Origin of the sequence: Armatimonas sp. (assembly GCF_043757465.1) — a bacterium.
Classification (GTDB): domain Bacteria; phylum Armatimonadota; class Armatimonadia; order Armatimonadales; family Armatimonadaceae; genus Armatimonas.
This window is the reverse complement of the sequence record NZ_JAYVPL010000075.1, coordinates 1-25,851: the sequence shown is the minus strand read 5'-3', so window position 1 is coordinate 25,851 and position 25,851 is coordinate 1. Positions and strand designations below refer to the sequence as shown.

The window sequence follows — 25,851 nt, the reverse complement described above, 5'->3', positions numbered from 1 at the left end:
AGGCAGTCCCCAAATCTATGGTTGTCAGAATTTTGTTACAGATTGTAGCCAGTGCTGTGACCAATATTACTCCACTGGTTCGGGCAATTGGACTCAATGTCGAGTCGCTTGTGCAGGGCAGTAAACTTTAACAAAAAGTACCAGAGCAAGGCTCTTGCTCTGGTACTTTAGTGCGCTATACTGGAGGGTGAAATGAGTCGTCTATCCCCTCGCGCCCTCCAGTGCGCCCCCTCGCCCACGCTCGCCATCACCGCCAAGGCCAACCAGCTCAAGGCGGACGGTCACGATGTCCTCGGTTTTGGTGCCGGGGAGCCGGACTTCGACACCCCCCAGCACATCAAAGATGCCGCCATTGACGCACTCGCCAAAGGCAAGACCAAGTACACGCCCTCCGCAGGGATTCCTGAGCTGCGAAAAGCCATCGCTGAGAAGCTCAAGCGCGACAATAATCTGGACTACGCGCCGGGCAATGTGATTGTCTCGTGCGGCGGCAAGCACACGCTCTACAATATCTTCCAGGCCATGGTCAGCGAGGGCGACGAGGTAATAATTCCCGCGCCGTACTGGGTCAGCTACCCGGAGCAAGTCAAGCTCGCCGATGGCACGCCGGTGATTCTCCAGACCACGGACGCCACGAACTTTGCGCCCACAATAGATCAGCTTAAGGCAGCGATCACGCCCAAAACAAAAATAGTCATCGTGAACTCACCGAGCAACCCGACCGGCGCAATGTGGCCACGCGCCACTATCGAGGCGCTGGCGGAGCTTGCGATCCAGCATGATTTCTTTGTGATCAGCGACGAGATCTACGAGAAAATCGTCTACGACAACAATGAGTTTATTTCGATTGCCGCCCTCGGGCCAGAGATTAAAAAGCGTACGTTTACCGTCAATGGCATGAGCAAGGCCTACTCCATGACCGGCTGGCGGCTCGGCTATGTTGCAGCGGAGCTGGAGTACGTGAGTGCCATGAACCGACTGCAAGACCAGAGCACGAGCAACCCGACCAGTATCGCGCAGTGGGCGGGCCTCGCGGCGCTCACGGGTGACCAGAGCTTTCTGGCTGAGTGGTGCACCGAGTTCGATGCGCGCCGGAAAATTATTGTCGCCGGGCTGAACGGCATTGATGGCCTGAGCTGCCTGATGCCGGAGGGAGCGTTCTATGTCTTCCCCAAGGTCAGCGGGCTCTATGGCAAGACCACACCCGACGGCAAGTTACTAACGAGCGGGGATGATGTGGCGGACTACTTACTGGCCACGCAAAAAGTGGCGGTGGTGCCCGGCTCCGGGTTTGGGGCCGACGACTACGTGCGCTTGAGCTACGCCACCAGCCGCACGACTCTGGAACGCGGCATCGCCCGAATCACTGAGGCCGTGGCGGCACTAAGATGACACAGCAGGAGTTCGCCGAGCGGTGGGGATTCGCCCCGGGAAGTGTCTTGCTCACCCAGGCACTCACCCACCGCTCGGCGGCTCCGCATCCCCACTCTAATGAGCGGCTGGAGTTTTTCGGGGATGCCCTGCTGAATCTCTATGTCGCCCGCCTGCTCATGGAGGCGCTCCCCGATGCGGCAGAAGGCCCACTGACACTGGCTCGCGCGAGCGTGGTGGACCGTGAGACCCAGGCCGATGCCGCACATGCTCTGGGTATACCCGAACTTTTGAGAATAGACGCAGGCGGCCAGAAAATGGGCCTATCTCAGCAGACACGCCTGCTCTCGGGAGCCTATGAAGCCCTGGTGGGCGCACTCTATCTGGAGGCGGGCGAGCCCTCTGCACTCGCCTTTGTTGAGGCGACTCTTAAGGAACCGCTCCAGGCCGTGATTCAAAATCCAGCCACCAAACACCCCAAGAGCCGCCTTCAGGAAGCGCTCCAGGCACAGGGGCGTAAAAAGCCCGAGTACCGTACCAGCGCAACTCAGCTGGATGCCATCACGGTTTCGATTGAGGTGCTGTGTGAGGGCCTTGTTCTAGGGCAGGGAACCGGACGGGCACTACGTGCGGCGGAGAAAGCAGCGGCACTGAGTGCCCTTGCCCACTTGACAGACCCCCAACCAGGAAGTATCCTGTAGGAGAGAGCGCTTTGCCAGGCAAAGAAACAAAATTTCATCCCGATGGTCGTCCGATCTTTCGTATCGTCACGAGTGCGGGCGAGGCGGAAGAGCACCTGCGGGTCATCCGGCAGGCGATGGAGCGCTCCACAAAGCACTCCACGCTCTCGGGGCTCTCGGGTGTGCTGGCAGGTTGCTTCGCGATCGCCGCAGCGGTTCTTGCGCCCACCAACTTAGGAACACTGCGCGAGAAACTGCTCTTTGTGGCACTCTGGGGCGCAACACTGGTGCTCGCACTCTTAACGGATGTGGTGCTCACCAAGCGACGGGCAGCGAGGTTTGGCAAGACGGCGTTCTCGGCGCTGGGCGTGCATCTGGCGCGCGCAGTGGCACCGGGCTTGTTAGCGGGAGCGGGGATCACCCTGTTTCATCTGATGCACCCGGAGGCACTGGGAACCTATCTCTACGGATTTTGGATTCTGTGCTACGCCGTGGCGCTTCTGGCAATCGGCATGTTTAGTCGGCGGGAAGTATCAATTATGGGGTGGGCTTTTCTGGGAGCGGGCATGATCGCGCTCCTGCTGCCCGCCAACTTTATTATTGGCCCACGAGCACTGATGGCAGTGACCTTCGGCGGCTTTCATATTGTTTACGGGGCCTGGATGGGCCTCAAATACGGATGGTGAGAGAAGAAAATGGCAGCGGTTCGAAAACTTGATGCAATTGATGATGTGATCCACCAGAAGGTGCGGCTTGGCGTCATGTCCAGCCTCATGGCTTCCGGAGAGTGCGACTTTAACTTTCTCAAGAATGCCCTGGGAGTCTCGGATGGGAACCTCTCCACGCACCTGACCGTGCTGGAAGAGAGCAGCTACGTCCGCGTGACCAAGGAGTTTCATGGCAAGAAACCCCGAACCACCTACACCCCCACCGACTCGGGCCGCCGCGCCTTTGAAGCCTACGTGGCGGCCCTGGAGGAGATGGTTCGGCGCTAGGTTATTTCCGCATGCCGTTAAAGCGCATGAGCATCAGGCCGTTCCACTCGCCCTTTTGCTTCTCTACTTGAACCATGACCATGTCGCTCTCTTTTCGGAAGGCCCTGCCACCACGCTGCCCCCCCCGTCCCTTTTCCGGTCGGTATCCCTTCTCCAAAAGCGTGGCACTGTACCAGTCATAGACCTTGCTTGGCTCATCCTGTGTACGAAACCCCGCCATCACCACTTTCTTCGCGGGAATAAACCGGGCGAAGGTCATCATCCCCACACGGCTCGCACGGGTTACCTGCTCATCAAACTGGATATTGGGGTAGAGCGGCGTCTCTCCCAGATCGGCAAGAATTGCCTCTTTATTGATGGGCTTGCTCGCCTCCGCTTTTATGTTATTGGAAATTTGCACGGCGACAACACTCACCGCCACAATCGCTCCCACCACCAATACTAAGCACCCGATCCCGGTTACTGCCCAGGGTGACAGGCGGCGCTTAGGCGGGGGAGGTGGGTTATACGATGCATCTTTTCCGAGGTCAAAGCTCATAATATTCTTCCTTAATTCGTACCGGGTAGTTTCACTCGGATAATACTCAGCCAGGATTTCCCAGAGCCAATCAAAACCTGGTCTGTCTTACTGACAAACTTCAGGTGCGTCTGGTTACCTGCATCCTCTTGTTGGTAGCCGTGCTCCGGCATGGTTTTCTTATACCAGTCACGAACTTCTTGCTCCGGCACATACAGCCGAAAGGCGGCAGTGGTCATCTCCAGTTTTATGAACTTAGTCGCCATAACCGAACCCGACCGCGCTGCGCGTGTCTGTTGTTCGTCAAAAAACGCCTTGGGGTGAATCGGAATCCCCTCAAGTGCCTTCAGGAGTGCCTGTTTATCAATAGGCCGGGCCAGCTCCTCTTTCATGGTGTTTGACACCATCAGGCCAACACCACCGATTGCGAGTATCCCGAGTGCCGTCACTCCCAGACAGCCCATTCCGACAAAAACCCAGGGGGACAGCCGTGCCATTATCATTTCTCCTTAGCCCATTGTACCCTGACGATTCCAAAGGTTGCGGACGGCCTGATCAGTCTCCTCCCCGAGCTGAGCGACAAGCTGTGCTGCGGACAGAACCTCCTGGGCCAGCCCCACGCTTTGCCCCGCGTAGAGACACATCGCGTCAATATTGCCCGTCACGTCGGGAGCGGGCAGGTTCGACGAGAGCTTACCAATGGCCTCGCCATCGTCGTAGTGGGCGATGACATCCTCAGCCTGATCCCAGTCCTGGGGGCGGTTAAGCACCCGGTGTGGGGACTGCGGCCAGCCGCCGGAGAAACGCTCCGTGTAGAGCGTGTCCGCCTCGGTAGCCTGTAGCAGGCGCTGCTGGTAGTGTGGGTGCACCCGTGCCTCATGGGTCAGTAAAAAACGTGTCCCCATCCAAGCCGCCTCCGCTCCCAGTGCCAGAACCGCCGCGATCCCACGCCCATCCGCGATTCCTCCTGCAGCCAGCACGGGTAGCTGAGGTACGGCATCCACGACGCGGGGCACGAGCGCCATGGTGGTTACCTGTCCCCAGACATGCCCGCCGGACTCCCAGCCCTGAGCAACAATCACATCAACACCAGAGTCTGCCGCTTTCCGTGCCTCATCGGCGCTACCCACGGTATGAAAGACACTCGCACCTGCCGCATGGACGGCCTGAATATACGCTGCCGGATCACCCCAGAAGAACGAGAGCAGGCGGACCCCCTCTTCCAAGCAAAGCTCCAAGCGCTCTGTCATGTCCCATGCCAGCACCAGATTTACTCCGAAAGGCCGCGTGGTCTGCGCCTGTGTCTGACGAATCAAGCCCCGTAGCACCTCGGGCTCGCGCCACGTTCCGGAGAGTATCCCCAGCCCTCCCGCGTTGCTCACCGCTGCCACAAGCTCAGGGCAGGAGGCGCTCCCGATCGGCGCTTGTACCACGGGCACCGTCAATCCAAAACGCGTACAGAAACGATTTCCCATGTCTTTTTTCATGTGTTGTTGCGCATTAAAGCAGACCTGCCCTTGCGAAATCAAGTTTGACCCGGTATACTTCTCCCTTGGCATTCCAGGAGCATATCGTATTCCCATGGCAAAGAAAAGTTCAGAAAACCGCATCATCATTCACCTCCGATCTTCGGAGAGTGGTGCAACCTACACGACAATTAAAAACAAGCGCAACGACCCCAGCCGGATCGAACTGAAAAAGTATGATCCCGTCCTGCGCAAGCATGTCACCTTCAAGGAGACCAAGTAATGGCAAAAGTCTGCGCAATCAGCGGCCGCAAGCAGCAAGCGGGTCGCAACACACGACACGCGCACTCTGGTCAGTGGGCACACCGCGCCCCCAAGACCTGCCGTGTCTTTGGCGTCAACCTTCAGACGGTCTCCGTCCCGATTCCCGGCGGCGGCACCAAGAAGATCAAAATAGCAGCGCGCATGCTCACCAGCCGCAAGTTCAAGGCGATCCTGGCTGGCCAGGCTCCCCTCCCTAAGGGTGCCTAGTGCGCGTCCGTAACTTTCCCGTTTGACAAACAGCCTCCGCCTCGGCGGGGGCTGTTTTTTTTCAGGTAAAATGCCGCAGATGAAAACAGTTCTTGCGATTGCAAGCTTTGAAAAAGGCCAAGCATTTCTGCGGCAGTGCAAGGCGGAGGGCTGCAACACCCTCCTCCTGACTTCCCAGAGCCTCCAGGACGCGGACTGGCCGCGTGAATCTCTTGACAATATCTACTTCATGCCCGATGTGGAGAAAGAGTGGGTTCTGGCCGATATGCTTCACGCCGTGAGCTATCTGGCCCGCACTGTCAAGATTGATAAGATCGTCCCACTGGATGACTTCGATGTGGAGAAAGCCGCGCTTCTACGAGAGCACCTGCGTATTGGGGGGATGGGCGACACAACAGCGCGCTACTTCCGCGATAAGCTGGCCATGCGCTCCAAGGCTCTCGACGGTGGCCTGCCGATCCCGCGCTTTGTGGGCATCCTGAACTACGACACGATCCGCGCCTTTATGGCCGAAGTCCCCCCCCCGTACGTCCTCAAGCCCCGCTCACAGGCCGGAGCGATTGGGATTAAGAAAATCGAGAGCGCCGATACGCTCTGGCCTCTTCTGGAAGTCTTAGGCGACAGGCAATCGCATTACTTGCTCGAAGAGTTTCTCCCCGGCACGATCTGGCATGTGGATTCCATAGTTGACGATAAGAAAGTTTTGTGGGCGCTGGTAAGCCGCTACGCCCGCCCGCCGCTGGAAGTCAGCCATGAGGGGCGCGTATTCTGTACACAGAACGTGGTCTATGGCTCAGCCGAGGAGAAAGCTCTCAAGAAACTGAACGCGACGGTGCTTAAAACTCTGGGGCTCGTGCGTGGGGTCTCTCACACGGAGTACATCCAGAGCGCTGCCGACGGCAAGTTCTATTTTCTGGAGACAAGCGCCCGGGTCGGTGGGGCTCATATTGCTGACATGATCGAGGCGGCCTCGGGGCTGAACCTCTGGGCAGAGTGGGCAAAACTTGAGGTGCGTGAGAGCTACTCCCCCGCGCCGCTGCACAAGCGCTATGCGGGCCTGCTCGTATCGCTCGCAAAGCAAGAGACTCCCGATTTAAGTACCTACAGCGACCCGGAGGTCTGGTGGCGCATGAAGAAGAAAAACCACGCTGGGGTGATCGTCGCCTCGGAGCACTATGAGCGCGTCACAGAGCTTCTCGAAAGCTACACGGAGCGTTTTTATGCTGATTTCTTCCACAGATTGCCCCCCAAAGAGAAAGCAACGGACTAGATGAACCGAGTTTTTCATAGCTGGCATAGCCCACGCCTGAATCGAAGCATGGAGCTGCTGGAGTTCGGCCACGCCGGGATGCCCGTGCTGGTCTTTCCCACATCGCTTGGCAAGTACTACGAGTACGAGGACCGGGGCATGATAAACGCGCTCGCAGCAAAAATTGAGGCGGGCCACTTGCACCTCTACTGTGTGGACAGCGTGGATGCGGAGAGCTGGTACAACAAGCAAGCCGCGCCCTGGGATAAGATTCAGCGGCACAATGAGTACGAGGCGTATCTGCTCCAGGAAGTGTTGCCCTTGATGGGCGATGGCAAGATCGCCGTGACCGGCTGTTCGTTCGGGGGCTACCACGCCGTCAACTTTGCTCTGCGCCACCCGGATACAGTAAGCCACTGCGTGAGTATGGGCGGTGCTTACGATCTCACTAGCTTTCTGGGCGACTATCAGGGTGAGGATTTCTACTTCCACCAGCCGCTCATGTACCTACCCCAAGACGACGACGGCTGGTACTGGGAGCGCTACAAGCAGCTCACTCTGATCCTGGCAACTGGGGAACTTGATATCTGCCGTCGTGACAATGAGCGTCTTTCGGAGGTGCTCAGCCGCCGCTCGATTCCCCACCGTCTTGATGTCTGGGGCGAGGGCACCGGCCATGACTGGCCGTGGTGGCAAAAGATGGCACGGACATATTTCTAAGACAGACTTCTGATATAATGCACGTTGCATGCACCGCCCCCTTCTTACAGCGACTCTACTTCGTCGCGCCAAAATAGCTGAATCCGTTGATCGAACGACTCTCGAAAAAGCTCGCAACTTGCTGTGGCGCGGGCGTTGCCAAATCGAGGAATGCACGCCTACCAGTGCCACTTTAGTTGTCGAGGTGGATGCGCACGACCGCGCGAAAGTTCGGCTAGAGCTTCTCGACGCGGGCAGTATCGCCTGCGACTGTAACTGTCCTTTTTTCACCGGGGAGCGCCCGTGTGTCCATATCGCAGCCGCAGCGATGGGCCTGGAGCAGCACCTCCAAAGTAACCCGCTACAGACCTGGGAAACACGGCTCCAGAGCGTCCTGGGAGTGGAAGGCGGTGCTGTCAAGCCCAAACGTGGTAGCCGTCTGCTCGCCTTCTCGCTCCAGCCCTCCTACCGTAACTGGCAGCTCGTGCCCTATGCGATTCCCCAAACGGCACTCAGCGGCGTCAGCGACCCCACCGACTCCGCCGAGGTCGCCCGGCACCTGCGCGGTGAGGTCGGACGGACATGGCGTGTCCGTAACCCGGATAGTGAGCAGTTCGAAAATGCAACCCAAGAGCTAAAGCTCGCCGTGCGCTTGGCAGCCGCGCAGCTCTCCTCCTATAACTACTACAACACGGAATCGTCGCAGCTCCACTCTCTTCTGGCGCTGCTTGGCGATGCCCTGGTCTTTACCGGAAGCGACGGCAGTCCCTTTCAGAATCTCGTCCAAGTGAAGCCCGAGTCGGGGAGTGTCGCTCTGCATCTCACGAGCAATGCCGATGGCAGCATGACTCTGGGGCCACGCTTGATGGTAGACAGTGAGCCTGTCACTGTCAAGCGCCCGGAGATTCTGCTCAAAGACCCTCTCTGGCTAAAGCTCGACGGAGCGGTAGTCGGGTTTGGCTCCGTCCCGAAGTCTCTCATTACCCTGTTGGAGAGTGAGCCCGTTATCATCCCCGCCGACGAAGTGCTCTACTTTCGGAGTGAGTACCTGCCGCGCGCCGCCGAGCGGCTCCCCCTCACAGGCGAGGGGCTCTTTGGCGAGGAGATACGGGATCAAAAACCAGAGCGACGGCTCTATCTGGGCGAGAGTGCGGGCAACCTTCAGGCTCAGCTCCGCTTCGGCTATGGCACTACCGAGCTGCCCTGGCGCAAAGAGTCCAGCCCGACAGTACTCCAGTACAACGACCAAACGGGTCTGCTGGATCGCATCCACCGAGACACCGCGACCGAGATTGAGTCCTACGATGCCCTCCTCGCCCATGGCCTCAAGCGCGGGACGGAAGCGGGGGAGTTTACGCTTCGTGCTCGCCTCACGCCCGTTGATTTTCTGCTGCACCACCTGCCGCGCCTGGTCGAGACGGGCTTTGCTATCTTTGGAGAAGAGGCACTCAGTAGTATTAAAGTGAATCGCACCAAGCCCACGCTCTCCTTCAATGTGAGTAGCGGAATAGACTGGTTCGATGTGGAGGGCCTCGTTGAGTTTGGGGAGACCCACGCCACTCTCAAAGAGCTGCGCCGCGCGATTCGCAAAAAAGAGCGCTACGTCAAGCTCGCCGACGGTTCCATTGGCATGATCCCCGATGACTGGATCGAGCGTTTTCGCCATATCTTCGCGCTGGCCGGTGAGCCCAAAGACACCGACGCCCTACGCCTCTCGCCTCTGCACGCGCTTCTGTTTGAGCAGGCGATCACCGATAGCGATGGCAACTCACAGGTGGATGCGGAGTTTGAGCGCAAGAAACAAGCGCTCCGTCGCTTTGACAAAGTCGAGGAAGTTCCTCTGCCTGCATCGCTAGAAGGCATCCTCCGTCCCTACCAGAAATCGGGCTACGACTGGCTGCACTTCCTGCGCACCAGCGGCTTTGGCGGATGCCTCGCCGATGACATGGGAACGGGCAAGACGGCCCAGACTCTGGCACTGCTGCTCTCCTTGCAGGGCCAGAACAAAAAAGCGAGCCTGCTGGTGGTGCCACGCTCCCTGGTCTTTAACTGGGAACGCGAGGCGGAGAAGTTCGCCCCAGGCTTGAAGCTGCTACGCTACGACGACAGCGCACGGGTGGAGGATACCAAAACTTTCGATGGCCACGATCTGATCATCACTACCTACGGTATACTGCTGCGCGATATTGAGAAGCTGAGTAAGTACCCGTTCTTCTATGCCATCCTCGACGAGGCGCAGGCCATCAAGAACCCCCTCTCCCAGACCAGTCGTGCCGCGCGCCTGCTCAAGGCGCAGCACAAGCTCACGCTCACGGGCACGCCTATCGAGAACGGAACGGCGGAGCTCTGGAGCCAGTTCGCCTTCCTCAATCCGGGACTGCTGGGCGGCTTGGAGATATTCAAGGAGAACTTTCTGGGGCCCATTGAGCGCGGCAAGGACGAGAACGCGGTGACGGCGCTGCGCTCCCTAACCCGCCCGTTTCTGCTACGGCGTACCAAGGCACAAGTGGCGAGCGACCTGCCCCCCCGCACGGAGCGTATTATCACGGTGGAGTTGGAAAAGGCCCAGCGCACGCTCTACGAGCAGACTCGTGATAAGTACCGTGCGCAGATATTAGGAATCATGGACAACGAGGGGAACTCCAATGCCCAGCTTCGGGTGCTGGAGGGCCTACTGCGCCTACGTCAGGTCTGCTGCGATCCCCGCCTGATGGACCCGACGACCAAAGTCGGCTCTGCGAAGCTCGAAGCGGTGCTGGAGACGATGGAGACTCTGCGTTCCGAGGGCCACAAGGCGCTGATCTTCTCCCAGTTCACTCAGATGCTTGGTCTACTGAAGGCGGAGCTAGATGCACGCAAGATTCCCTATCTCTACCTGGATGGACGTACCAAAGACCGTCAAAAGTGTGTGGACACGTTTCAGAGCGACGAGGCCATTCCCTTTTTCTTGATCTCTCTGAAGGCGGGCGGGGTCGGGCTGAACCTGACAGCGGCGGACTACGTGATCCATATTGACCCCTGGTGGAACCCCGCTGTCGAGCAGCAGGCCTCGGATCGTACGCACCGCATCGGCCAGACCCGCCCGGTGTTTGTCTATAAATTTCTGGCCCGCGATACCGTCGAGGAGAAGATTGTAATGCTTCAGGAGAGGAAAAAGGCGCTAGTGGACTCACTCATCCAGACCGACCAGAGCCTCTTCAAATCCCTGACGCGCGACGATATCGCCGCGTTGTTCTCCTAAAACCTACGAGAGAGGCGCAGGATACGCAGACCATTGAGCGTGACGAGCAGGCTCCCTCCCACATCCGCGAAGACGGCCATCCAGAGCGTTGTCTTGCCCAGTAGCGCCAGAATCAAGAAGACCAGCTTGAGCCCCAGTGCCACCGTGATGTTCTGGGTTAGCGTCGAGGCCACGGCCCGGGAGAGCTGGATAAACGCAGGGATCAGGCGCAGATCTTCCCGAAGCAGTGCCACATCCGCAATCTCCAGCGCGACTCCCGTACCCGTGCACCCCATGGCAAACCCCACTTGGGCACGCGCCAGCGCCGGACCGTCGTTGATTCCATCACCCACCATGCCCACACTGCCGTACTGCTGCGCCAGCGCACTCACCGCAGCTAGCTTATCTTCCGGCAGAAGCTCCGCACGCACATCGGTGATGCCGGTTTGCCGCGCGATCTGTGCTGCCGCCGCTTTCCCATCGCCTGTCAGAATAACGGTCTGCACTCCGAGCGCCTTGAGCTGAGCGACGGCCTCCGCCGCCGTCGTGCGCACGGTATCTGCCACCCCGATCACGGCGAGCGCCTGCTGAGCATCGGTGAGCACGACCGTGGTCTTGCCCTCAGACTCCAGCCGCGCCAGAAGCGCCTCAACATGGGGGCCACAGACCTGGTTCTCCTCAGTCAGCCGATGGTTGCCGACATAGTGCCGTCGCCCCTCCAGTGTCCCCGCCACGCCCCGTCCGATCACGGCTTCAAAGGCCTCCACGGGCAGGTGCTGACACGCGTGGCTCTGCGCACAGTGCGTCACAATCGCGGCGGCCACGGGGTGCTCCGACGCCGCATCCAGGCTCGCCGCGAGGTGAAGCAGCTCGGAGGGCGCACGGTCGGTCAGCGGCAGAATATCCGTCACCGCGGGCCGCCCCTCGGTGAGGGTCCCCGTCTTGTCAAAGGCAATCACCTTGAGCCGACGGCCCTCTTCCAGAAAAGCTCCTCCTCGCACCAGCAGGCCCAGCCGCGCCGCCGCCGTCAGGCCGCTCACAATGGTAACGGGGGTCGAGATCACCAGCGCACAGGGGCAGGCAATTACCAGCATCACGAGCGCACTGTGAAGCTGCCCGGGCCAGCTTGCTCCCCAAAAGAGCGGCGGCAAAACGGCATAGAGAAGCGCCAGCACTACCACAGTTGGCGTGTAGATCTTGGCGAATTTATCAATAAAGCGCTGCGTGGGTGCCCGCTGCTGCTGCGCCTCTTTCACCGTGGCGACAATCCGATCCATCGTGGTGTCGCCCCGTGCCGCACTGACAAGAAAGACAAAAGTCCCGGTTGTATTATGGGTTCCTGCAAAGACTGCATCCCCCACAATTTTCTCTATCGGCAGACTCTCGCCCGTGATCGCCGCCTGATTGACCGTGGAGATTCCCTCAGTGACGGTGCCATCTAGGGGAATGGTCTGCCCGGGCCGAACCCGCACCCTATCGCCTACGGCAACCAGCGCCAGCTTGCTCTCGTGGAAGCTCCCGCACTCTGAGAGCACCTCGACGGTCTCAGGTGTCGCCTCCATCAATCCCTGTACGGCTTTTCGGGCCCGCTCCAGGGAAAGCCCCTCAATCACTTCCGCGACCGTGAACAGAAACGATGCCATCGCCGCCTCGGGCCACTGCTGAATCGCGATCGCTCCGACGATCGCCAGGCCCATCAGAAAGTTAATATTGAGTGTTCGTGTGCGGAGCGCCATCCAGGCCTTCCGCGCCGTCTCTCCGCCGGAGAGCAGCAGCGATGCCACCGCAAGCATGATCACCGCGAGAGCATCATCGGCATGGTGACCCGTCCGGCTCTCGATCATCCATGCACCCGCCTCTGCACTCGCGGCGAGCGCTCCCGCCAGCGCGAGCCGCACGATCTTTTGGCGCGGCAGCACCGGAGCGACATGGACAGTCCCCGCATTCTCCGCCGTCAGAGGACGGGCGTGCATCCCCAGCTCCGCAAGCGCACTCTCGGTCTGTGCCGTGCTCTCATCAGCTTGCCTCACTGTCAGAATCCGCTCAATGAGATCAAACTGAAGTTCCTCAATACCACCAACACTCCTGAGGCGGTTTCGGATAAGCTGCTCCTCCGTAGGGCAGTCCATAGCGGCAATAAAGTAGCGGGAGATCGGCATAACAGTTCATGGTACCGCATCGGTGTGCACACAAATCTGCAAATAGCACCACAGATGCCTCGACCAGAACGCTTAGATAGGCTACAATACAAGCCAGACAATGAGCCACTCTTCCTGGCGCGCTAAAAATCCCGTCGTTTCTTTTCGACATGCAGTCGAGGGAATCGCCCACGCTTTCCGCACCCAGCGGAACATGCGCTTTCATACGATTGCGTTCTCGCTGGTGTTTCTGGCTGGAATCATCCTGCGCCTCCCCCGAGTCGAGATGCTGGCACTTGTTTTCTGTGCGGCTTTGGTGCTCATCACGGAGCTGTTCAATACCGCCATCGAGGGCACGGTGGACATGATTACCCAGAGCTACCACCCGGCAGCGAAGTTCGTGAAAGATATTGCGGCAGGTGCTGTTCTTATCTCCGCTGTCACGGCAGCTCTGGTGGGTGCTGTCGTTTTCTGGGGAGCAGTTCGTCTTGAAAGCCTTCCTCTACGCCTGATCCAGCCCCCCACGGTTCCGGTGTTTGCGGGGGCCTTTGTGCTTCTTTTGCTACTCGTGTTGGTGGGCAAGATCGCGGGGAAAAAAGGCTCTTTGCTGCAAGGAGGCGTGATCTCCGGCCACTCCGCCATCGCGTTCTACCTGGCTGGTATTATCTTGTTTCTCGTTCCACAGCCTGCGGTTGTCGTGCTCTCTCTAGGGCTGGCAGCGCTGGTTGCCCAGTCTCGGGTCGAGACGAAAGTGCATACGCTGCGCGAAGTGGCTGCCGGTGCTGTTATCGCACTAACTCTAGCGGCTCTCGTGCTCAAGGTTCCGCCCTGGCTTGGATACCACCTGCCTACCTCGTGGTTTCCCCGTCCGGCGGCATCCCCTCTCCCCAAATAATCTATGGACCCTGCTAGTATCTCCCCGACGATTATCGTAGCCAGTAGTGTACTGGTGCTGCTTCTGATTCTGCTCATGGGTGCCTTTGCCATGGCGGAGGCCGCGCTCCTCGCGCTGCGCTCTACCCGTGTGGAGCAGATTGTCGAAGAAGGCCGCCGTGGGGCGAAGGCTGTCCAGGTGCTCCTGGAAGACCAACCCCGGATGATTGCCACAACCCAGGTGGGCGTGACACTCAGTGGCTTCACCGCTGCCGCCGTCGCCGCGACGGTGCTCTCGCAGGCGCTCGTCCCCAAGATTCAGCGCCTCATCCACGACAATAACAACGACTACTCCAGTATCATTGCCCCGGTTATTATCACGATCCCGGTGGCAGTGCTGGCAATGGCGCTGGGCGGTATGCTCCCCAAGTCCCTGGCCTTGCAGGCTCCCGACCACTGGGCTACACGCCTTGCGCCTCTGGTGCGCGGCTGCACCGCTCTTTTCACCCCGTTCTCCGCACTGATTTTAGGGCTGGCACGTACCATTGCCCCGCAGGCGCGCTTCGAAGCGCCTATGATGACGCGGGGTGAGTTTGAGAAATTCGTGGACGACCAGGGCAAGGGCGGTGGCATTGACGAAGGCGAGGAGGAGATTATCAAGAACATCATCGAGATCTCCGAGACAGAGATTCGCGCCGTCATGACGCCTCGAGTAGACATGGCCGCCGTGCCAGTGAACGCCCCGCTGGAGAAAGTCGTGGAGCTGATTCTGACATCGGGCCACTCGCGCATCCCTGTCTATGCTGGCAGCATAGATAACGTCATCGGTGTGCTCCACGCCAAGGATCTGCTGCGGCTCCTCACGGCGGAAGAGCGCCCGCCCCATCTTGGTAAGCTCGTGCGCGCCCCGATCTTTGTGCCGGAGAGTCGCCGGGTGGCCGATCTGCTGGAGACCATGCGCCACTCGCATCAGCAGCTCGCGATAGTCCAGGATGAGTACGCGGGCACGGCGGGAATCGTCACGCTGGAGGATCTCTTAGAGGAGATTGTCGGGGAGATCAAGGACGAGTACGATGTAGACGAGCCGGAGATAAAAGTGATCTCCCCCACCGTCACCCTGCTCGACAGCCGCCTGAGCCTGGATGATATCAACGAGCGCCTGGGCACCCGCTTAGAGCACGAGGACTACACCACCGTCGGCGGCTACGTCTTTGGAATGCTCGGCCACGAAGCCGCCGTCGGCGAGCGCGTGCTCACCGAGGGTGTCGAGTTTGTGGTAGAGGTCCTGGAAGGGCGGCGTATCAAGACCATCCGCGCCACCCGCCTGACAGCGTTCTCTAGCGACGCAGTAGAGAGCTGATCCAGATCATGCTCCCCAGAGTGCTGAGTACCTGATTGAAGTCGAATTTATTGCCTCGCGACGGATCGGGGATGATAACCACATCGCCGTCTTGAAGCACCGTTGATGCCTCAATACCATCCTCGATACTGAGTTTCTTAGGCTTCTTGGGATAGAGCCCGTCCGTGCCCTTACGGAAAAGCTGGATGTCTTTGCGCTTGGCTCCCTCCAGCGGCCCGGCGTTAGCGAAGGCCTGGATCAGGGTGACTTTTCCCTGAAGCGGCACGGGGCCGGCAGTGCGAACCCCTCCCATCACGGTGTACTGGCTCGGTTTCTCCAGCCGTGGGATATGGATCTCGTCCTTGTCTAGGAGCTTGATGTCTTTGTCCGTGGCACCGCCGACAATTTCATCGTAGGGCACGGGGATGCGCTGGGTGCCCCGGATCAAAAAGACACCTTTGCGGTCGCCGTAGTCCGTGATGCCCCCCACCATGCTCAGTACCTGACTGAACGTGCTCCCTTGTGAGATAGAGAGCTGTGGCTTGGTGAGATCCTTCACCTCACCGACCACTTTCACCGTCCCTTCGGTCGGCTCTCCCAATCGGATAAAGATACGGTCGCCGTCCTCAAGAAACGGATTAACCGTCTCTGAGTTATCCAGACCGTTGCGGAACTTCTTGTAGTTGATCGCGAGGACTTCTTTACCGCGTGTTACTTCCACTTTCTCCAGATCGGCGAGCTGCGCCAGTCCCGCCTCCTCAAGCACATCGGAGAGGCGGGTTCCCTCACGTAGGACTCGCCGTCCTTGAATGCCCACGGCTCCGTTGAGGCTCACTTCCTTGCGCTTACGGTCAATAATCGTCACCAGCGCATGAGGCTCCTTAAGAAACTTACCGCTCTTGAGACGCTGCTCGATAAAGCTCGCCGCCTTCAGGTTTGAGTTTCCCGCGACACGTACCTGCCCGATGCGTGGCAGCTCGATGGTACCATCCGCACTGACCTTGAACTCACTGGTTCCCGTGTAGAGAGGCTCACCGATCACCAGAACACGCAGCGTGTCGTATTTCTGGATGGGCTCCGTGATTGGGTCTTGAATCACTTGGCCTACCGATGTCGGGGTGTTCGTCGTCTGTGCCCAAGCAGGTAAAGCGCCCACGAGCGCTAGTCCGATGATAAAGTAGGGTGATCTCATTTTTTCTCCAAGTGTGTGAAAGCGTTCGATTTGCTATACCTGCGGAACCTTGCGGTAGGTTCCCGTGTTTAATCATCGGAAGAAAAGCCGGTATTTTGAAGAAAACCTGGTAATTGAAAGATAAATATGCCTGAAGTGTCCGAAGCACAGGTGCTCGCAGCCCTGCGCACCGTCCCCGACCCCGACCTAGGAAAAGACCTGGTCACCCTCAACATGATCAAGAATGTCCGTATTTGCGACGGCAACGTGGCATTTATCGTGGAGCTCACGACCCCCGCCTGTCCGATGAAAGCCAAGATCGAAGCGGATTGCCGCGCGGCTGTCGGGGAGATTCCGGGCGTGAAGGGGATCAAAATAGAGCTCACGGCCAATGTTGTCGCGCGGCGGCCCCAGGGCGGGAAGATCATCCCGAAAGTGAAGCACGTCATCGCAGTGGCCTCGGGCAAGGGCGGCGTGGGCAAGTCCACGGTGGCGACTAATCTGGCGATTGCACTGGCACAATCCGGCGCACGGGTCGGGCTGATGGATGCCGATGTCTACGGCCCGACCATTCCCATGCTTCTTGGCCTGGAGGACGAGCACTTGGAGCAAACGGCAGAACGCCAGGCCGACGGCAATGTGATCTCCAAGATCGCCCCGGCGGAGCGCCATGGCGTCAGCTGCGTCTCGATGGGATTTCTGGTCGAGCCCGGTCAGCCGGTTGTCTGGCGCGGCCCGATGCTGGGGAAAGTGGTGAACCAGTTCCTCGGGGATGTAGCCTGGGGTGAGCTGGACTATTTATTGGTGGATTTGCCTCCCGGCACCGGCGATGTCACGATGACCCTCTCGGAGAGTATTCCCCTCTCGGGCGCGGTGATCGTCATGACCCCGCAGGATGTGGCGTCGAGTATCGCCGTCAAGAGCCTTAGGGCCTTCCAGAAGCTCAATGTCCCGATCCTGGGCATTATTGAGAACATGGCCTATTTTGTGGCACCAGACACCGGCAACACCTACTATATTTTCGGGCGCGGTGGTGGCCAAGACGCAGCGGAGGAGCTCAAAGTCCCGTTTCTGGGCCGTATTCCGCTCGATATTCCTACCCGTGAGGCTTCAGATTGCGGCGAGCCCGTGCTCATCTCCGACCCTGAGGGGGCGCAGTCCCAGATCTTCCATGAAGTGGCCGGGAAGCTCGCTCAGCAGATCAGTATCCAGGCCCGAAAGTTCCGGCCACTTAATGTGATGTAAGCTCCACCCCACGTAAATCCCACGCCTTGACAAACCCGACGCCTCCGTGCTATCATCGCGCCAGCTTAGTAAAATGCTTTAGGAAAGACTCAGACGCAATGCGGCGGTTTCAGAAAGCAACCATCAAGGAAGTAGCCCGCCAGGCAGGCGTGTCGGTGACGACGGTATCACTGTTTGTGGGAGGGCGTGAGAGTGTCTGCTCATCGGAGACCGCCGAGCGCATCCGGCGCGCTGTCTCCGAGCTAAACGATACCCCGAGTTCGCTGGTGAGCAGTGTCCAGCGTCGTGCCACGCGCACCTTTGGGGTCTGTATGCTCAGCCCTCTCGATCCCGATGTGGACTTTGGAGGACACTTCTCACCCGTTGGCACGCTCTTGCGGAGCGCCCCACGGCGGTTTTCTGCGCCAACGACACGCTGGCTCAGGCGGCACTTGCACTCGCCCACGAGCGGGGCTGGCACCTCGCGGTAGTCGGGGTGGACAATGCGTACCCAGGATCGGGCCTTACTAGCGTTGACCCCAGTGGTGAGGCTCTCGGGCGGGAGAGCGTTCGAACCCTTCAGCGCCTGATTGATGGTGCGCCACTTGATGCTTGCCGGGTAGAAATTCCCGCCTGCAAACTCCATGCGCGAGCGTCCACGGAGACACCACCATGACCTACACCGAGCGCCAGAAGCTCTACCTGGCAGTGCAGGCACAAAATGCCGCACACGTGTCCGCGGTTCCTGAAGATGGTATCTTTCAGCTCCTGCCCCTCGATGCCTTCCAGCTAATCGCGGTGCTGGAATCGGAAGTGTCTCCCGTTCCGCCACACTTGCTCCCAAACGCACTGGCACGGATCAACCAGCGCCGCGACTGCGCCGACTTTGTGCTTGTAGCCTTGCTACGTACTCTCCTGCGCCCACAAGCGACTGCTCAGCTCACACAGACAGAACGTGCGGCAATTGCCGAGGCGGCACGGAACTTCTGCTACTGGTACGACCAGCGCGACGCAAATGGCCGGGGCATCCAGGGGATGTGTTTTCACACCGAGAACCACCAGATTCTGTTTCACACCGCCGAACTTCTCGCAGGGCAGCTCTTTCCCGAGAGCATCTTTCCCGGCACGCAACAAACGGGCGCGTGGCACATTGCGCAATCCACCGAACGCTGCCTGCGCTGGTTCAATCACCGCCGTCGCTTTGGCTATGCCGAGTGGCTCTCATGCTACTTCGACGAAGACTTGCTCGCCTTAGTGAGCCTCTATGACTTCGCCGACGACGAAGCCCTCCGCGACGAGGCTCGCAAGCATATTGACTTCTTGCTCTCCGAAGTCGCGCGGCACAGCCGCAATGGCGTGGTGGGAGTCAGCCAGGGGCGCACCTACGCCGAGTTTCTCACAGGCCGCCGCCACGATCCCTTGAGTACGCTGACCTGGCTGGTCTTTGGCCTCGGCGAGCCAGATCTCTCGCACCCGACGTTTGCGGCAACGGCACTGGCAACGAGCGGCTACAGATGCTCCAAAGAGAGTGTCGCGCTTGCCCATGGGTCTGGCGGGGAGCTTCGCGCACGCTACGGCGTCGCCCCCGACGAAGCCGAAGCCGCTGGCATTGACCTCGACTCTCTCACCGATGCGTCGCTCTTCTGGGCGGTGCAGAATGCCCGCCATCCCCGCCTCAGAAAGACCGCCTTTGCCCTCGCTGAGGCCGCCGAAGACACGTGGCTCCAGAACTTCATCGCCGAGGCTGCCCTCCTCACCGACGGTGACCAAGTGAATACATGCCTCGGGCCGGTGGACGTACTCACTTTCCAGACGCCACACTACCAGCTCTCCTGTGCCCAAGACTTTCGCCCCGGTGGCCTTGGCTACCAGCAACATGTCTGGCAGGCAACTCTGAGCACCGACGCCGTGGTCTTCACCAACCAGCCCGGCGGCTACTCCCAGAGCAGTGCGCACAGTGAGCGCCCGAACTTCTGGGCGGGCAATAAGTGGCTCCCCCGCGCCGCGCAGCATAAAAACGTGCTGATCTGCCTCCACCGCGCCCCCGAAAACGCCCCCCTGCCCTTCTCCCATGCCTACTTCCCACGAAAGGCTTTCGACGAAATGCGAGAGAATGGCAACTGGGTCTTTGCCCGGCTTGGGGAGAGCTATCTGGCGCTCTACTCGCAAAAAAAACCTAGCTGGCACGGCGGCGACGAGCTACGCGCCGAGGCGCACGAGAATGTCTGGCTCTGCGAGTTGGGCGACAAGGTGACCTTCGGGAACTTCGATGACTTCTGCTACGCTGTCTCGACAATAAAGCTAGCCCACGATGAAGCGCTACAGATTGACTATATCTCCCCTACACTGGGAAGAGTCGTCTTTGGTTGGAGCGGGCCGCTGCTGGTCAACGACAAAGAAATCCCACTCCATAGCTACCCGCGCCTGGAGTTTCCCCTATGAAACAGATACCCAATGCAAGACTCGACACCAACGCGCTGCGCCAGCCGATGCTGGGTTTTGGCGGCTCTCAGACCTTCAACGGAGACATGATCAGTGACTTTCCGGGCCGCGATAAAGTCTACCAAGCGCTCTTTCAAGACCTGAAGCTGGATTTCTACCGCGTCCGTAACTACCACGACTACCCCCGGAGCGCTCTCAAGTACGGACGCGGGCGCGGCAACAAAGCCCCCGTCCGGCTGATGTTCACCGCGTGGAGCCCCCCCGCACGACTCAAGAGCAACAATCTCGCCTCCGGTCGCTCGGATGGCGCGGACAAGGCCGACCAGACGCAGTTCCACACCGCCCTCAAGGCCCAGCGCGCCGCATTCCCTAACACACCGCTACTCCAGACCGAGTTTCTGGAAGGCGACACTTTCGTCAAGCTCGCCACTCAGATTCACGATACGCTGGTGATCGGGGAGGCCAGCGGCTACTTTATCTGGATGGCATCACGCTCGTTTCAGTCGCCCAGCTGGGCCATGGTCTACTTCGATCCCGTATCGGGAGTGATTGAACGGCGGGAGCGCTTCTACGCCATGAAGCACTACTCCGCCTTTGTGGGCGAGGGCTGGAACCGGATCGAATCTAGCCAGGGCGAGGACGGCGAGCGCTGGCGCCCCCTGGGCAAGCTCCCCGCCGACACCCTGATGACGCTTCCCCGCCGCTCTCTGGCAACGATTCGTTTTTTTTGATTTGAAAGGATAACAATAATGATGACTCCCCTTCTCCTCGCTCTGGTGCTGACCGCTCAGACACCCCCTACAACACCACAAACACAGACGCCCCCTGCCCGCCCCCAGCCTCCCCGCTTGGGGCCGTCGCCGGAGATGCAGGCCAAGACCCAAGCCGATCACAAGCACCTCCTAGAGCTCCTCAAGATCGAGAAGCTTCGCCCCGGCCCCAGCGGCACTCCAACGGCCCCCAACGCCGCCAACTCCGACGAAGCAAAAGTGGGCACCTACACCCTCCCCGACCCACTGATGCTCAAAAACGGCAAGAAAGTCGCCAGTAAGAAAGACTGGGAAGCCCGGCGAAAAGAGCTTTTCGAGGACTTCGACCGTGAGATGTACGGTCGTACCCCAAAAAACACCCCGAAGGTAACCTGGGAAGTGACGGAGACACTCAAGGAGAAGAAAGGCGAGATCGCCGTCGTCACCAAGAAGCTGGTCGGGCACGTGGACAACAAAGACTTCCCGTCTATTAAAGTGGACATCCAGCTCACGCTAACCACCCCCGAGAGTGCGACCAAACCTGTTCCGGTCATCATGGAGTTTGGCTTTATCTTCCCCACCCGCCCCGGTGTGCCCGCCTTCGCTCCGCCTCCCGGCTCCGGCCCCAGCTGGCAAGAGCAAGTCCTCGCAAAAGGCTGGGGCTACGCCATTCTCTCGCCTGCATCCATCCAAGCGGACAACGGCGCGGGACTGCGTGAGGGCATTATCGGCCTGGTCAATAAGGGCGAGCCACGCAAAGTGGACGACTGGGGTGCCCTGAAAGCCTGGGCCTGGGGTGCGAGCCGGGCGTTGGATTACTTCGAGACCGACAAGGCCGTCAATGCAAAGCAAGTGGCGATTGAGGGCCTCTCCCGCTACGGAAAGGCCGCAGTTGTCACTATGGCCTACGAGCCGCGCTTTTCGATTGGTTATATCGGCTCGTCGGGCACAGGCGGGGCGAAGCTCTACCGACGCATCTTCGGGGAGCAGATCGAGAATGTCGCCAGCTCCGGAGAGTACCACTGGATGGCGGGCAACTTCGTCAAGTACGCCTCGGGCTCGCTTGGCCCCAATGATCTCCCTGTAGATGCCCACGAGCTGGTCGCCTTGTGTGCCCCTCGCCCGGTCTTTATCAGCTGCGGTTCGCCGTTTGTGGAGGGAAACTGGGTGGACAGCAAGGGGCAGTTTTTGGCGGGAGTCGCCGCCGGACCGGTTTATAGCCTTCTGGGCAAGAAACCCCTCGCCACCGACACCATGCCCGAGATCGGGAAAGGCTTGACCGACACCGATATCGCTTTCCGTCAGCATGAAGGCGGCCACACCATCGGCCCCAACTGGCCCTACCTGCTCACCTGGGCGGAGCGGTACTGGAAATAATCCAACCGGGGCGATCACGGGCAAGGTATCCTATCTGCCAAGATGACCCTCACGTTTACCGGCCTGATCTGGCACTGGCGCGGCCCGTCGCCGTTTCATTTCGTCACCGTCCCCGAGCAAGAGAGCGAGGACATCAAGGCAATCTCGGGGCTGGTGACCTACGGCTGGGGCATGATCCCCGCGATGGTGACGATTGGGGAGACAACCTACAAAACATCGCTCTGGCCCAAGAATGGCGGCTATATCGTGCCGCTCAAAGACGTTGTTCGCAAGGCGGAGCGCCTGGAGATTGGCGACACGGTGACAGTGTGCTTGAAGATAAACGTACCATGAATACTCTCATCCTCTCTGCAATCCCGGCGTTTTTCGGGAGCCTCTTTCTGATGCATCGGGGCGGCGCTCCAACCAGCCAGCTTATTCAACAAATCGTGGTGTTCTGTGTTGCGGCAGTGACCTGCGCCGCTCTCTCCCGCAAGCGCTTGGTGCTCACCAACAAGCAGCTCGCTGTCGCGCTGGGAATTGCGACCGTAGCGCTATTTCTGCCGCTGGTGCTGATGTCGGGGGACGGGCCACAGCGCTGGCTGGGGCTTGGGGGATTTCGGCTCTATATGGCCTCGGTGGCGCTCCCAATAACACTTCTGCTCCTGCCCCACGTGCGCGGGATGGCCTGGCTCCTCTTACGGATCGCCGCCGCACTCGCCGCGCAGCCCGATGCCTCACAGGTCACGGCGTTTGCGCTTGCCAGTGCCGCGCTCTTGTCGCGCTCCCCCCTCTCGCTTCTTGCCCGCGCCGGAGTGAGTGTCGCGCTGGCAGGAGTCGCCATACTCGCCTGGCTGCGCCCCGACCCTCTCCAGCCGGTTGCCTATGTGGAGGGAGTTCTGCCGCTCGCCCTTGCCGTGAGCCCCGTCGCCCTGATAGCCGCCCTTGTCGCACTTGCCCTGCCCGTTATTGCACTCTTTCGCGCGGGGCAGGCTCCTGTGGCGCTCTACTACCTCGCGATCTACTTCTTCGCGTACCACCAGCTCACCCCCATGCCGCTCCTTGGCTTCGGAATCGGGCCGATCTTGGGGTATTTTGGAATGGCGAGTCTTGGGGGGCCGCCCACAGAACGTGGGCAGTAAAAAGGACTGGAAGTCATCGTATGACACCTAACGATAACTGGGTGGGGGCGTGGATGGCGTCGCCGCAGCTTACGGAGCCGGGGAATATGCCGCCTGCGCCAGGGTTTGCGGACACGACCTTGCGGCAGATCGTGCGACTGACACTCGCGGGGCGCAAGCTGCGGGTGCGGCTCTCCAATGAGTTTGGCACCGCGCCGCTGACGTTCACTGGCGTCCAGGTAGCACGGGCACTGGGTGAGAGCAAGGTCGCGACGGAGACGAGCCGGGCACTCACGTTCCATGGTGCGCCCTCAGTCACAGTTGCGCCAGGAACGCCGATTCTCTCGGATGCACTGGACTTTCCTCTCACTGCCCTTTCCGATCTGGCGATTACATTGCATCTTCGGACGACGACGCAAGCCATCACCGGGCATCCCGGCTCGCGGTGCACGTCGTACTTGCAGCCTGGAGTCGCACTCGATGCGCCCGAGCTTCTCAGCGCCGTCAAAGTGGATCACTGGTACTTTCTCTCTGGCGTTGAAGTCCTCGCCGACAAAAACGCCGCCGCGATTGTGACGCTCGGCGACTCCATTACCGACGGGCGCGGCTCGCCCACTAATGGCAATGGGCGCTGGCCGGACTTTCTGGCGCGGCGGCTTCAGGCTGACAAACGAACCAAACAAATTGCCGTTCTCAACGCCGGGATCGGGGGCAACTGCGTGATAAAAGGCGGCCTTGGCCCCAGTGCGCTCGCCCGCTTCGACCGCGATGTGCTTGCCCAGCCTGGCGTGCGCTGGCTGGTAATTTTCGAGGGCATCAACGATCTGGGAGGCAAGTCGGCGGGAGCCACGGAGCTAATCGCCGCTTACGAGCAGCTCGCTATTCGGGCGCAGGCGCATGGCATAAAAGTCTACGGCGCGACCATTCTCCCGTGTGCACCGTCGTTCTACTACACCCCAGAGCTGGAGCGAGAGCGCCAGGCAATCAACCAGTGGGTTCGCACCACGCGCACTCTCGACGCCGTTCTCGACTTCGACGCCGCCCTCCGCGACCCGAAGAACCCCACCCAGCTCTCCGCCGCCGCCGAGAGCGTGGATCGTCTGCACCCGGAGAAACTTGGCTACAAAGTCCTGGCCGAGTCCATTCCCCTTGGTCTTTTTCGGCTCTGAGCGCTTTCCCGAAAACCGTGCCTCCGACGCTCTAGCCCTTGCGCTGGGCGAAGCCACCCTGATTTTGGAGCGATTGAAGGTTCACTTCATTAAAGAAGCCACCAGTGCCACATCTTGATCTATGCGCTTACGCAAGGCCTGAGAGACCACCACAGATTGTGAAAGCGGAATGTCTCGTGCAGCGATCAGGACAGCAATCTTACCTTTAGAAATATCCGGGGCATTCTTCAGGAATGACCAGAACTCAATCTCGCCCGCAAGAAAAACGCGGCTGAGCACCAGTGCCTCGCGCCGGTTAGTCTGTAGCTCTCGCAATGTCATAGCAAATTTATCTGGAAGATATCCTGGAATTGGTAGTCCGTTGTTACGCTCTAAAGATTTTTGTACCGACTCTAGGGCTTGAGAAGCCGACTTTAGGATTAAGAGAGGATCTAGATTAGTTGCAAGTTGGGTAATGTAAATTGTACAGGCATCCAGTGGAATACCCCTAGCAATAGTTACAATACGTTGAACTTCTGTGGCCATATCCCGCCGCACAGTAAAAGTGAAGGGAGCAGACAGGCGGTTTTTCCCATTATATGTTATGACTGCCTGCACAGCATACTCTCCATCCATAAGATTTTCAACAGGCAGGGTAACCATATTTTCGGAATTCATGACTACCTGTGGTTTCTGGTTCAATAAAATTACGACCTTCGCCAGAGAAGGGATTCCTACGAGGGGTTCAGCCCGAATTTCCACGGACTTTAAACCTATCTCTTGCGTGAGATTAATCTCTTTCAATGGTGGTGTCACGCGGAGCCGGAAGATTTCCGTCAGCGTGACTTGCTGGGGCGCGATGGTCACTGCACCTTTCCCACCTGTGAGATTGACGCGGCCCGAGACGGAATGAGTTCCAGGAAGGAGTCCGCTGAAAGAGAGGTTGCACTGATTTTCCTCTACCAGCTCGTTCCGCAGGGCTATGTTGCCCACTTCAAAGTCAACAGACCGAATTGTCTCTTTAATAGCACACTGGAGCTCGCAACGGTGGGTGATAATATCCGTTTCCTCTTGTATGCGAAATGAGGCGGGAGGCGTATCGTAGACATACACACGCATCTCGGCAACCTTCTCCTCTGGACGCGCTCCGACTCGTCGGCGCAACGAAACCACATAGAACGCACGGTCGCTCTGCGCAGTCCATTTCAACGTCCATGCGCGTTCAGTTGCTACTACACCTAGCCCACCCACGACAAATAGGGACATCTCAACGCCGTTCTGATCAGACTTCCCTACAACCCTCACAATATCGCCGCGCATGATGTGTATCTCACGCGGCCAACCATTCTCAACAAAGTCAAAGACCTGACTCTTAAAAATCATTTTCTTCTCGCTTGATTCTGAGATATTCCTGTTGTATCAAATCGATCCACAGACCCGTCACTAGATCCTCGGGGCAGTAGACTAGTACAACCCGGCATAAATTTTCTCCCCCTACATTGAAGCAGAATTTCATGTCATAATCAAGGCATCTTATCTCGATCGGAGGATGCCCCATGCCT

General features: G+C 59.2%; 26 protein-coding genes and 1 pseudogene. 20 read left to right on the top strand and 7 right to left on the bottom strand.

Translation table 11 applies throughout. The features are described 5' to 3' along the window. Positions 1-192: 192 nt before the first annotated feature. From ACH2ED_RS09865 to ACH2ED_RS09850, 4 genes are read left to right on the top strand one after another with little or no spacing between them, the layout of a single operon-like run. A complete protein-coding gene (locus ACH2ED_RS09865; protein WP_395090619.1) occupies positions 193-1,392 on the top strand; it encodes a pyridoxal phosphate-dependent aminotransferase in 1,200 nt (399 codons plus the stop codon). Continuing rightward, positions 1,389-2,072, top strand: a complete 684-nt coding sequence (locus ACH2ED_RS09860) for a ribonuclease III family protein (protein WP_395090618.1) — start codon at positions 1,389-1,391, stop codon at positions 2,070-2,072. The genes ACH2ED_RS09865 and ACH2ED_RS09860 overlap by 4 nt, the downstream gene beginning before the upstream one ends. Before the next feature lie 11 nt (positions 2,073-2,083). Beyond that, entirely contained in the window at positions 2,084-2,737 is a 654-nt protein-coding gene (locus ACH2ED_RS09855) for a hypothetical protein (RefSeq protein ID WP_395090617.1), read from the top strand. 9 nt (positions 2,738-2,746) lie between these two features. Next, positions 2,747-3,046, top strand: a complete 300-nt coding sequence (locus ACH2ED_RS09850) for a transcriptional regulator (protein ID WP_309690125.1) — start codon at positions 2,747-2,749, stop codon at positions 3,044-3,046. A 1-nt stretch (position 3,047) separates the two neighbouring features. Here ACH2ED_RS09850 and ACH2ED_RS09845 read toward each other — a convergent pair whose 3' ends face one another. Genes ACH2ED_RS09845 through ACH2ED_RS09835 form a run of 3 tightly spaced genes read right to left on the bottom strand, consistent with a single transcriptional unit; the run spans position 3,048 to position 5,050 of the window. Next, complete coding sequence (locus tag ACH2ED_RS09845; protein WP_395090615.1) at positions 3,048-3,584, bottom strand: hypothetical protein; 537 nt, start codon at positions 3,582-3,584, stop codon at positions 3,048-3,050. A gap of 11 nt (positions 3,585-3,595) precedes the next feature. Then, the gene (locus tag ACH2ED_RS09840) at positions 3,596-4,060 is read right to left on the bottom strand and encodes a hypothetical protein (RefSeq protein WP_395090613.1); all 465 of its coding nucleotides are present in this window, start codon (positions 4,058-4,060) and stop codon (positions 3,596-3,598) included. Positions 4,061-4,072: 12 nt separating this feature from the next. Further along, positions 4,073-5,050 carry an NAD(P)H-dependent flavin oxidoreductase gene (locus ACH2ED_RS09835; RefSeq protein ID WP_395090612.1) on the bottom strand — a complete coding sequence of 326 codons (978 nt, stop codon included), beginning with the start codon at positions 5,048-5,050 and terminating at the stop codon, positions 4,073-4,075. A gap of 94 nt (positions 5,051-5,144) precedes the next feature. On the opposite strand from ACH2ED_RS09835, the gene rpmG reads away from it, so the two are divergent. The 5 genes from rpmG to ACH2ED_RS09810 all read left to right on the top strand — a co-directional run bounded on the left by rpmG (position 5,145) and on the right by ACH2ED_RS09810 (position 10,749). Further along, positions 5,145-5,312, top strand: a complete 168-nt coding sequence (rpmG, locus tag ACH2ED_RS09830) for a 50S ribosomal protein L33 (RefSeq protein WP_309690119.1) — start codon at positions 5,145-5,147, stop codon at positions 5,310-5,312. Further along, a complete protein-coding gene (locus tag ACH2ED_RS09825; protein WP_395090611.1) occupies positions 5,312-5,560 on the top strand; it encodes a bL28 family ribosomal protein in 249 nt (82 codons plus the stop codon). The genes rpmG and ACH2ED_RS09825 overlap by 1 nt, the downstream gene beginning before the upstream one ends. 79 nt (positions 5,561-5,639) lie before the next feature. Further along, complete coding sequence (locus tag ACH2ED_RS09820) at positions 5,640-6,830, top strand: acetyl-CoA carboxylase biotin carboxylase subunit family protein (RefSeq protein ID WP_395090610.1); 1,191 nt, start codon at positions 5,640-5,642, stop codon at positions 6,828-6,830. Then, a complete protein-coding gene (locus ACH2ED_RS09815; RefSeq protein ID WP_395090608.1) occupies positions 6,831-7,529 on the top strand; it encodes an esterase family protein in 699 nt (232 codons plus the stop codon). Positions 7,530-7,557: 28 nt separating this feature from the next. Continuing rightward, complete coding sequence (locus ACH2ED_RS09810) at positions 7,558-10,749, top strand: SNF2-related protein (protein ID WP_395090606.1); 3,192 nt, start codon at positions 7,558-7,560, stop codon at positions 10,747-10,749. Here ACH2ED_RS09810 and ACH2ED_RS09805 read toward each other — a convergent pair. Then, complete coding sequence (locus tag ACH2ED_RS09805; protein ID WP_395090605.1) at positions 10,746-12,887, bottom strand: heavy metal translocating P-type ATPase; 2,142 nt, start codon at positions 12,885-12,887, stop codon at positions 10,746-10,748. The two genes, ACH2ED_RS09810 and ACH2ED_RS09805, sit on opposite strands and share 4 nt — an antisense overlap. 100 nt (positions 12,888-12,987) lie before the next feature. Between ACH2ED_RS09805 and ACH2ED_RS09800 the strand changes: the two genes are divergently transcribed. Together ACH2ED_RS09800 and ACH2ED_RS09795 are read left to right on the top strand one after the other, a co-directional pair. Continuing rightward, complete coding sequence (locus tag ACH2ED_RS09800) at positions 12,988-13,761, top strand: diacylglycerol kinase (protein WP_395090604.1); 774 nt, start codon at positions 12,988-12,990, stop codon at positions 13,759-13,761. A 3-nt stretch (positions 13,762-13,764) separates the two neighbouring features. Further along, complete coding sequence (locus ACH2ED_RS09795; protein WP_395090602.1) at positions 13,765-15,099, top strand: hemolysin family protein; 1,335 nt, start codon at positions 13,765-13,767, stop codon at positions 15,097-15,099. On the opposite strand, the gene ACH2ED_RS09790 is transcribed toward ACH2ED_RS09795, so the two are convergent. Further along, positions 15,077-16,270, bottom strand: a complete 1,194-nt coding sequence (locus ACH2ED_RS09790) for a polysaccharide biosynthesis/export family protein (RefSeq protein ID WP_395090600.1) — start codon at positions 16,268-16,270, stop codon at positions 15,077-15,079. The two genes, ACH2ED_RS09795 and ACH2ED_RS09790, sit on opposite strands and share 23 nt — an antisense overlap. A 126-nt stretch (positions 16,271-16,396) precedes the next feature. Between ACH2ED_RS09790 and ACH2ED_RS09785 the strand changes: the two genes are divergently transcribed. The 9 genes and pseudogenes from ACH2ED_RS09785 to ACH2ED_RS09745 all read left to right on the top strand — a co-directional run bounded on the left by ACH2ED_RS09785 (position 16,397) and on the right by ACH2ED_RS09745 (position 24,310). Then, positions 16,397-17,494: an Mrp/NBP35 family ATP-binding protein gene (locus ACH2ED_RS09785; protein ID WP_395090598.1), complete on the top strand. Its 1,098-nt coding sequence runs from the start codon at positions 16,397-16,399 to the stop codon at positions 17,492-17,494. A gap of 98 nt (positions 17,495-17,592) precedes the next feature. Further along, a pseudogene (locus tag ACH2ED_RS09780) lies at positions 17,593-17,691 on the top strand (LacI family DNA-binding transcriptional regulator); the annotation flags it as partial. Continuing rightward, a complete protein-coding gene (locus tag ACH2ED_RS09775) occupies positions 17,691-18,149 on the top strand; it encodes a substrate-binding domain-containing protein (protein WP_395090771.1) in 459 nt (152 codons plus the stop codon). The pseudogene ACH2ED_RS09780 and the gene ACH2ED_RS09775, both read left to right, overlap by 1 nt. Then, entirely contained in the window at positions 18,146-19,915 is a 1,770-nt protein-coding gene (locus tag ACH2ED_RS09770; RefSeq protein WP_395090596.1) for a hypothetical protein, read from the top strand. Before ACH2ED_RS09775 ends, ACH2ED_RS09770 begins: the two co-directional genes overlap by 4 nt. Then, positions 19,912-20,646 carry a hypothetical protein gene (locus ACH2ED_RS09765; protein ID WP_395090594.1) on the top strand — a complete coding sequence of 245 codons (735 nt, stop codon included), beginning with the start codon at positions 19,912-19,914 and terminating at the stop codon, positions 20,644-20,646. The genes ACH2ED_RS09770 and ACH2ED_RS09765 overlap by 4 nt, the downstream gene beginning before the upstream one ends. Positions 20,647-20,664: 18 nt before the next feature. Then, positions 20,665-22,041 (top strand): acetylxylan esterase, encoded by a 1,377-nt coding sequence (locus tag ACH2ED_RS09760; protein ID WP_395090592.1) that lies wholly within the window; start codon positions 20,665-20,667, stop codon positions 22,039-22,041. A 42-nt stretch (positions 22,042-22,083) separates the two neighbouring features. Next, the gene (locus ACH2ED_RS09755) at positions 22,084-22,374 is read left to right on the top strand and encodes a DUF1905 domain-containing protein (RefSeq protein ID WP_395090590.1); all 291 of its coding nucleotides are present in this window, start codon (positions 22,084-22,086) and stop codon (positions 22,372-22,374) included. Continuing rightward, on the top strand, positions 22,371-23,162 hold the full coding sequence (locus ACH2ED_RS09750) for a hypothetical protein (protein ID WP_395090589.1): 792 nt from the start codon (positions 22,371-22,373) through the stop codon (positions 23,160-23,162). The genes ACH2ED_RS09755 and ACH2ED_RS09750 overlap by 4 nt, the downstream gene beginning before the upstream one ends. Positions 23,163-23,182: 20 nt before the next feature. After that, positions 23,183-24,310, top strand: coding sequence for an SGNH/GDSL hydrolase family protein (locus tag ACH2ED_RS09745; RefSeq protein WP_395090587.1), 1,128 nt, complete (start codon positions 23,183-23,185; stop codon positions 24,308-24,310). 81 nt (positions 24,311-24,391) lie between these two features. On the opposite strand, the gene ACH2ED_RS09740 is transcribed toward ACH2ED_RS09745, so the two are convergent. Then, positions 24,392-25,672, bottom strand: coding sequence for a hypothetical protein (locus ACH2ED_RS09740; protein WP_395090585.1), 1,281 nt, complete (start codon positions 25,670-25,672; stop codon positions 24,392-24,394). Further along, a partial coding sequence (locus ACH2ED_RS09735) for a hypothetical protein (RefSeq protein WP_395090583.1) occupies positions 25,662-25,851 on the bottom strand: 190 nt, incomplete at its 5' end. The genes ACH2ED_RS09740 and ACH2ED_RS09735, both read right to left, overlap by 11 nt.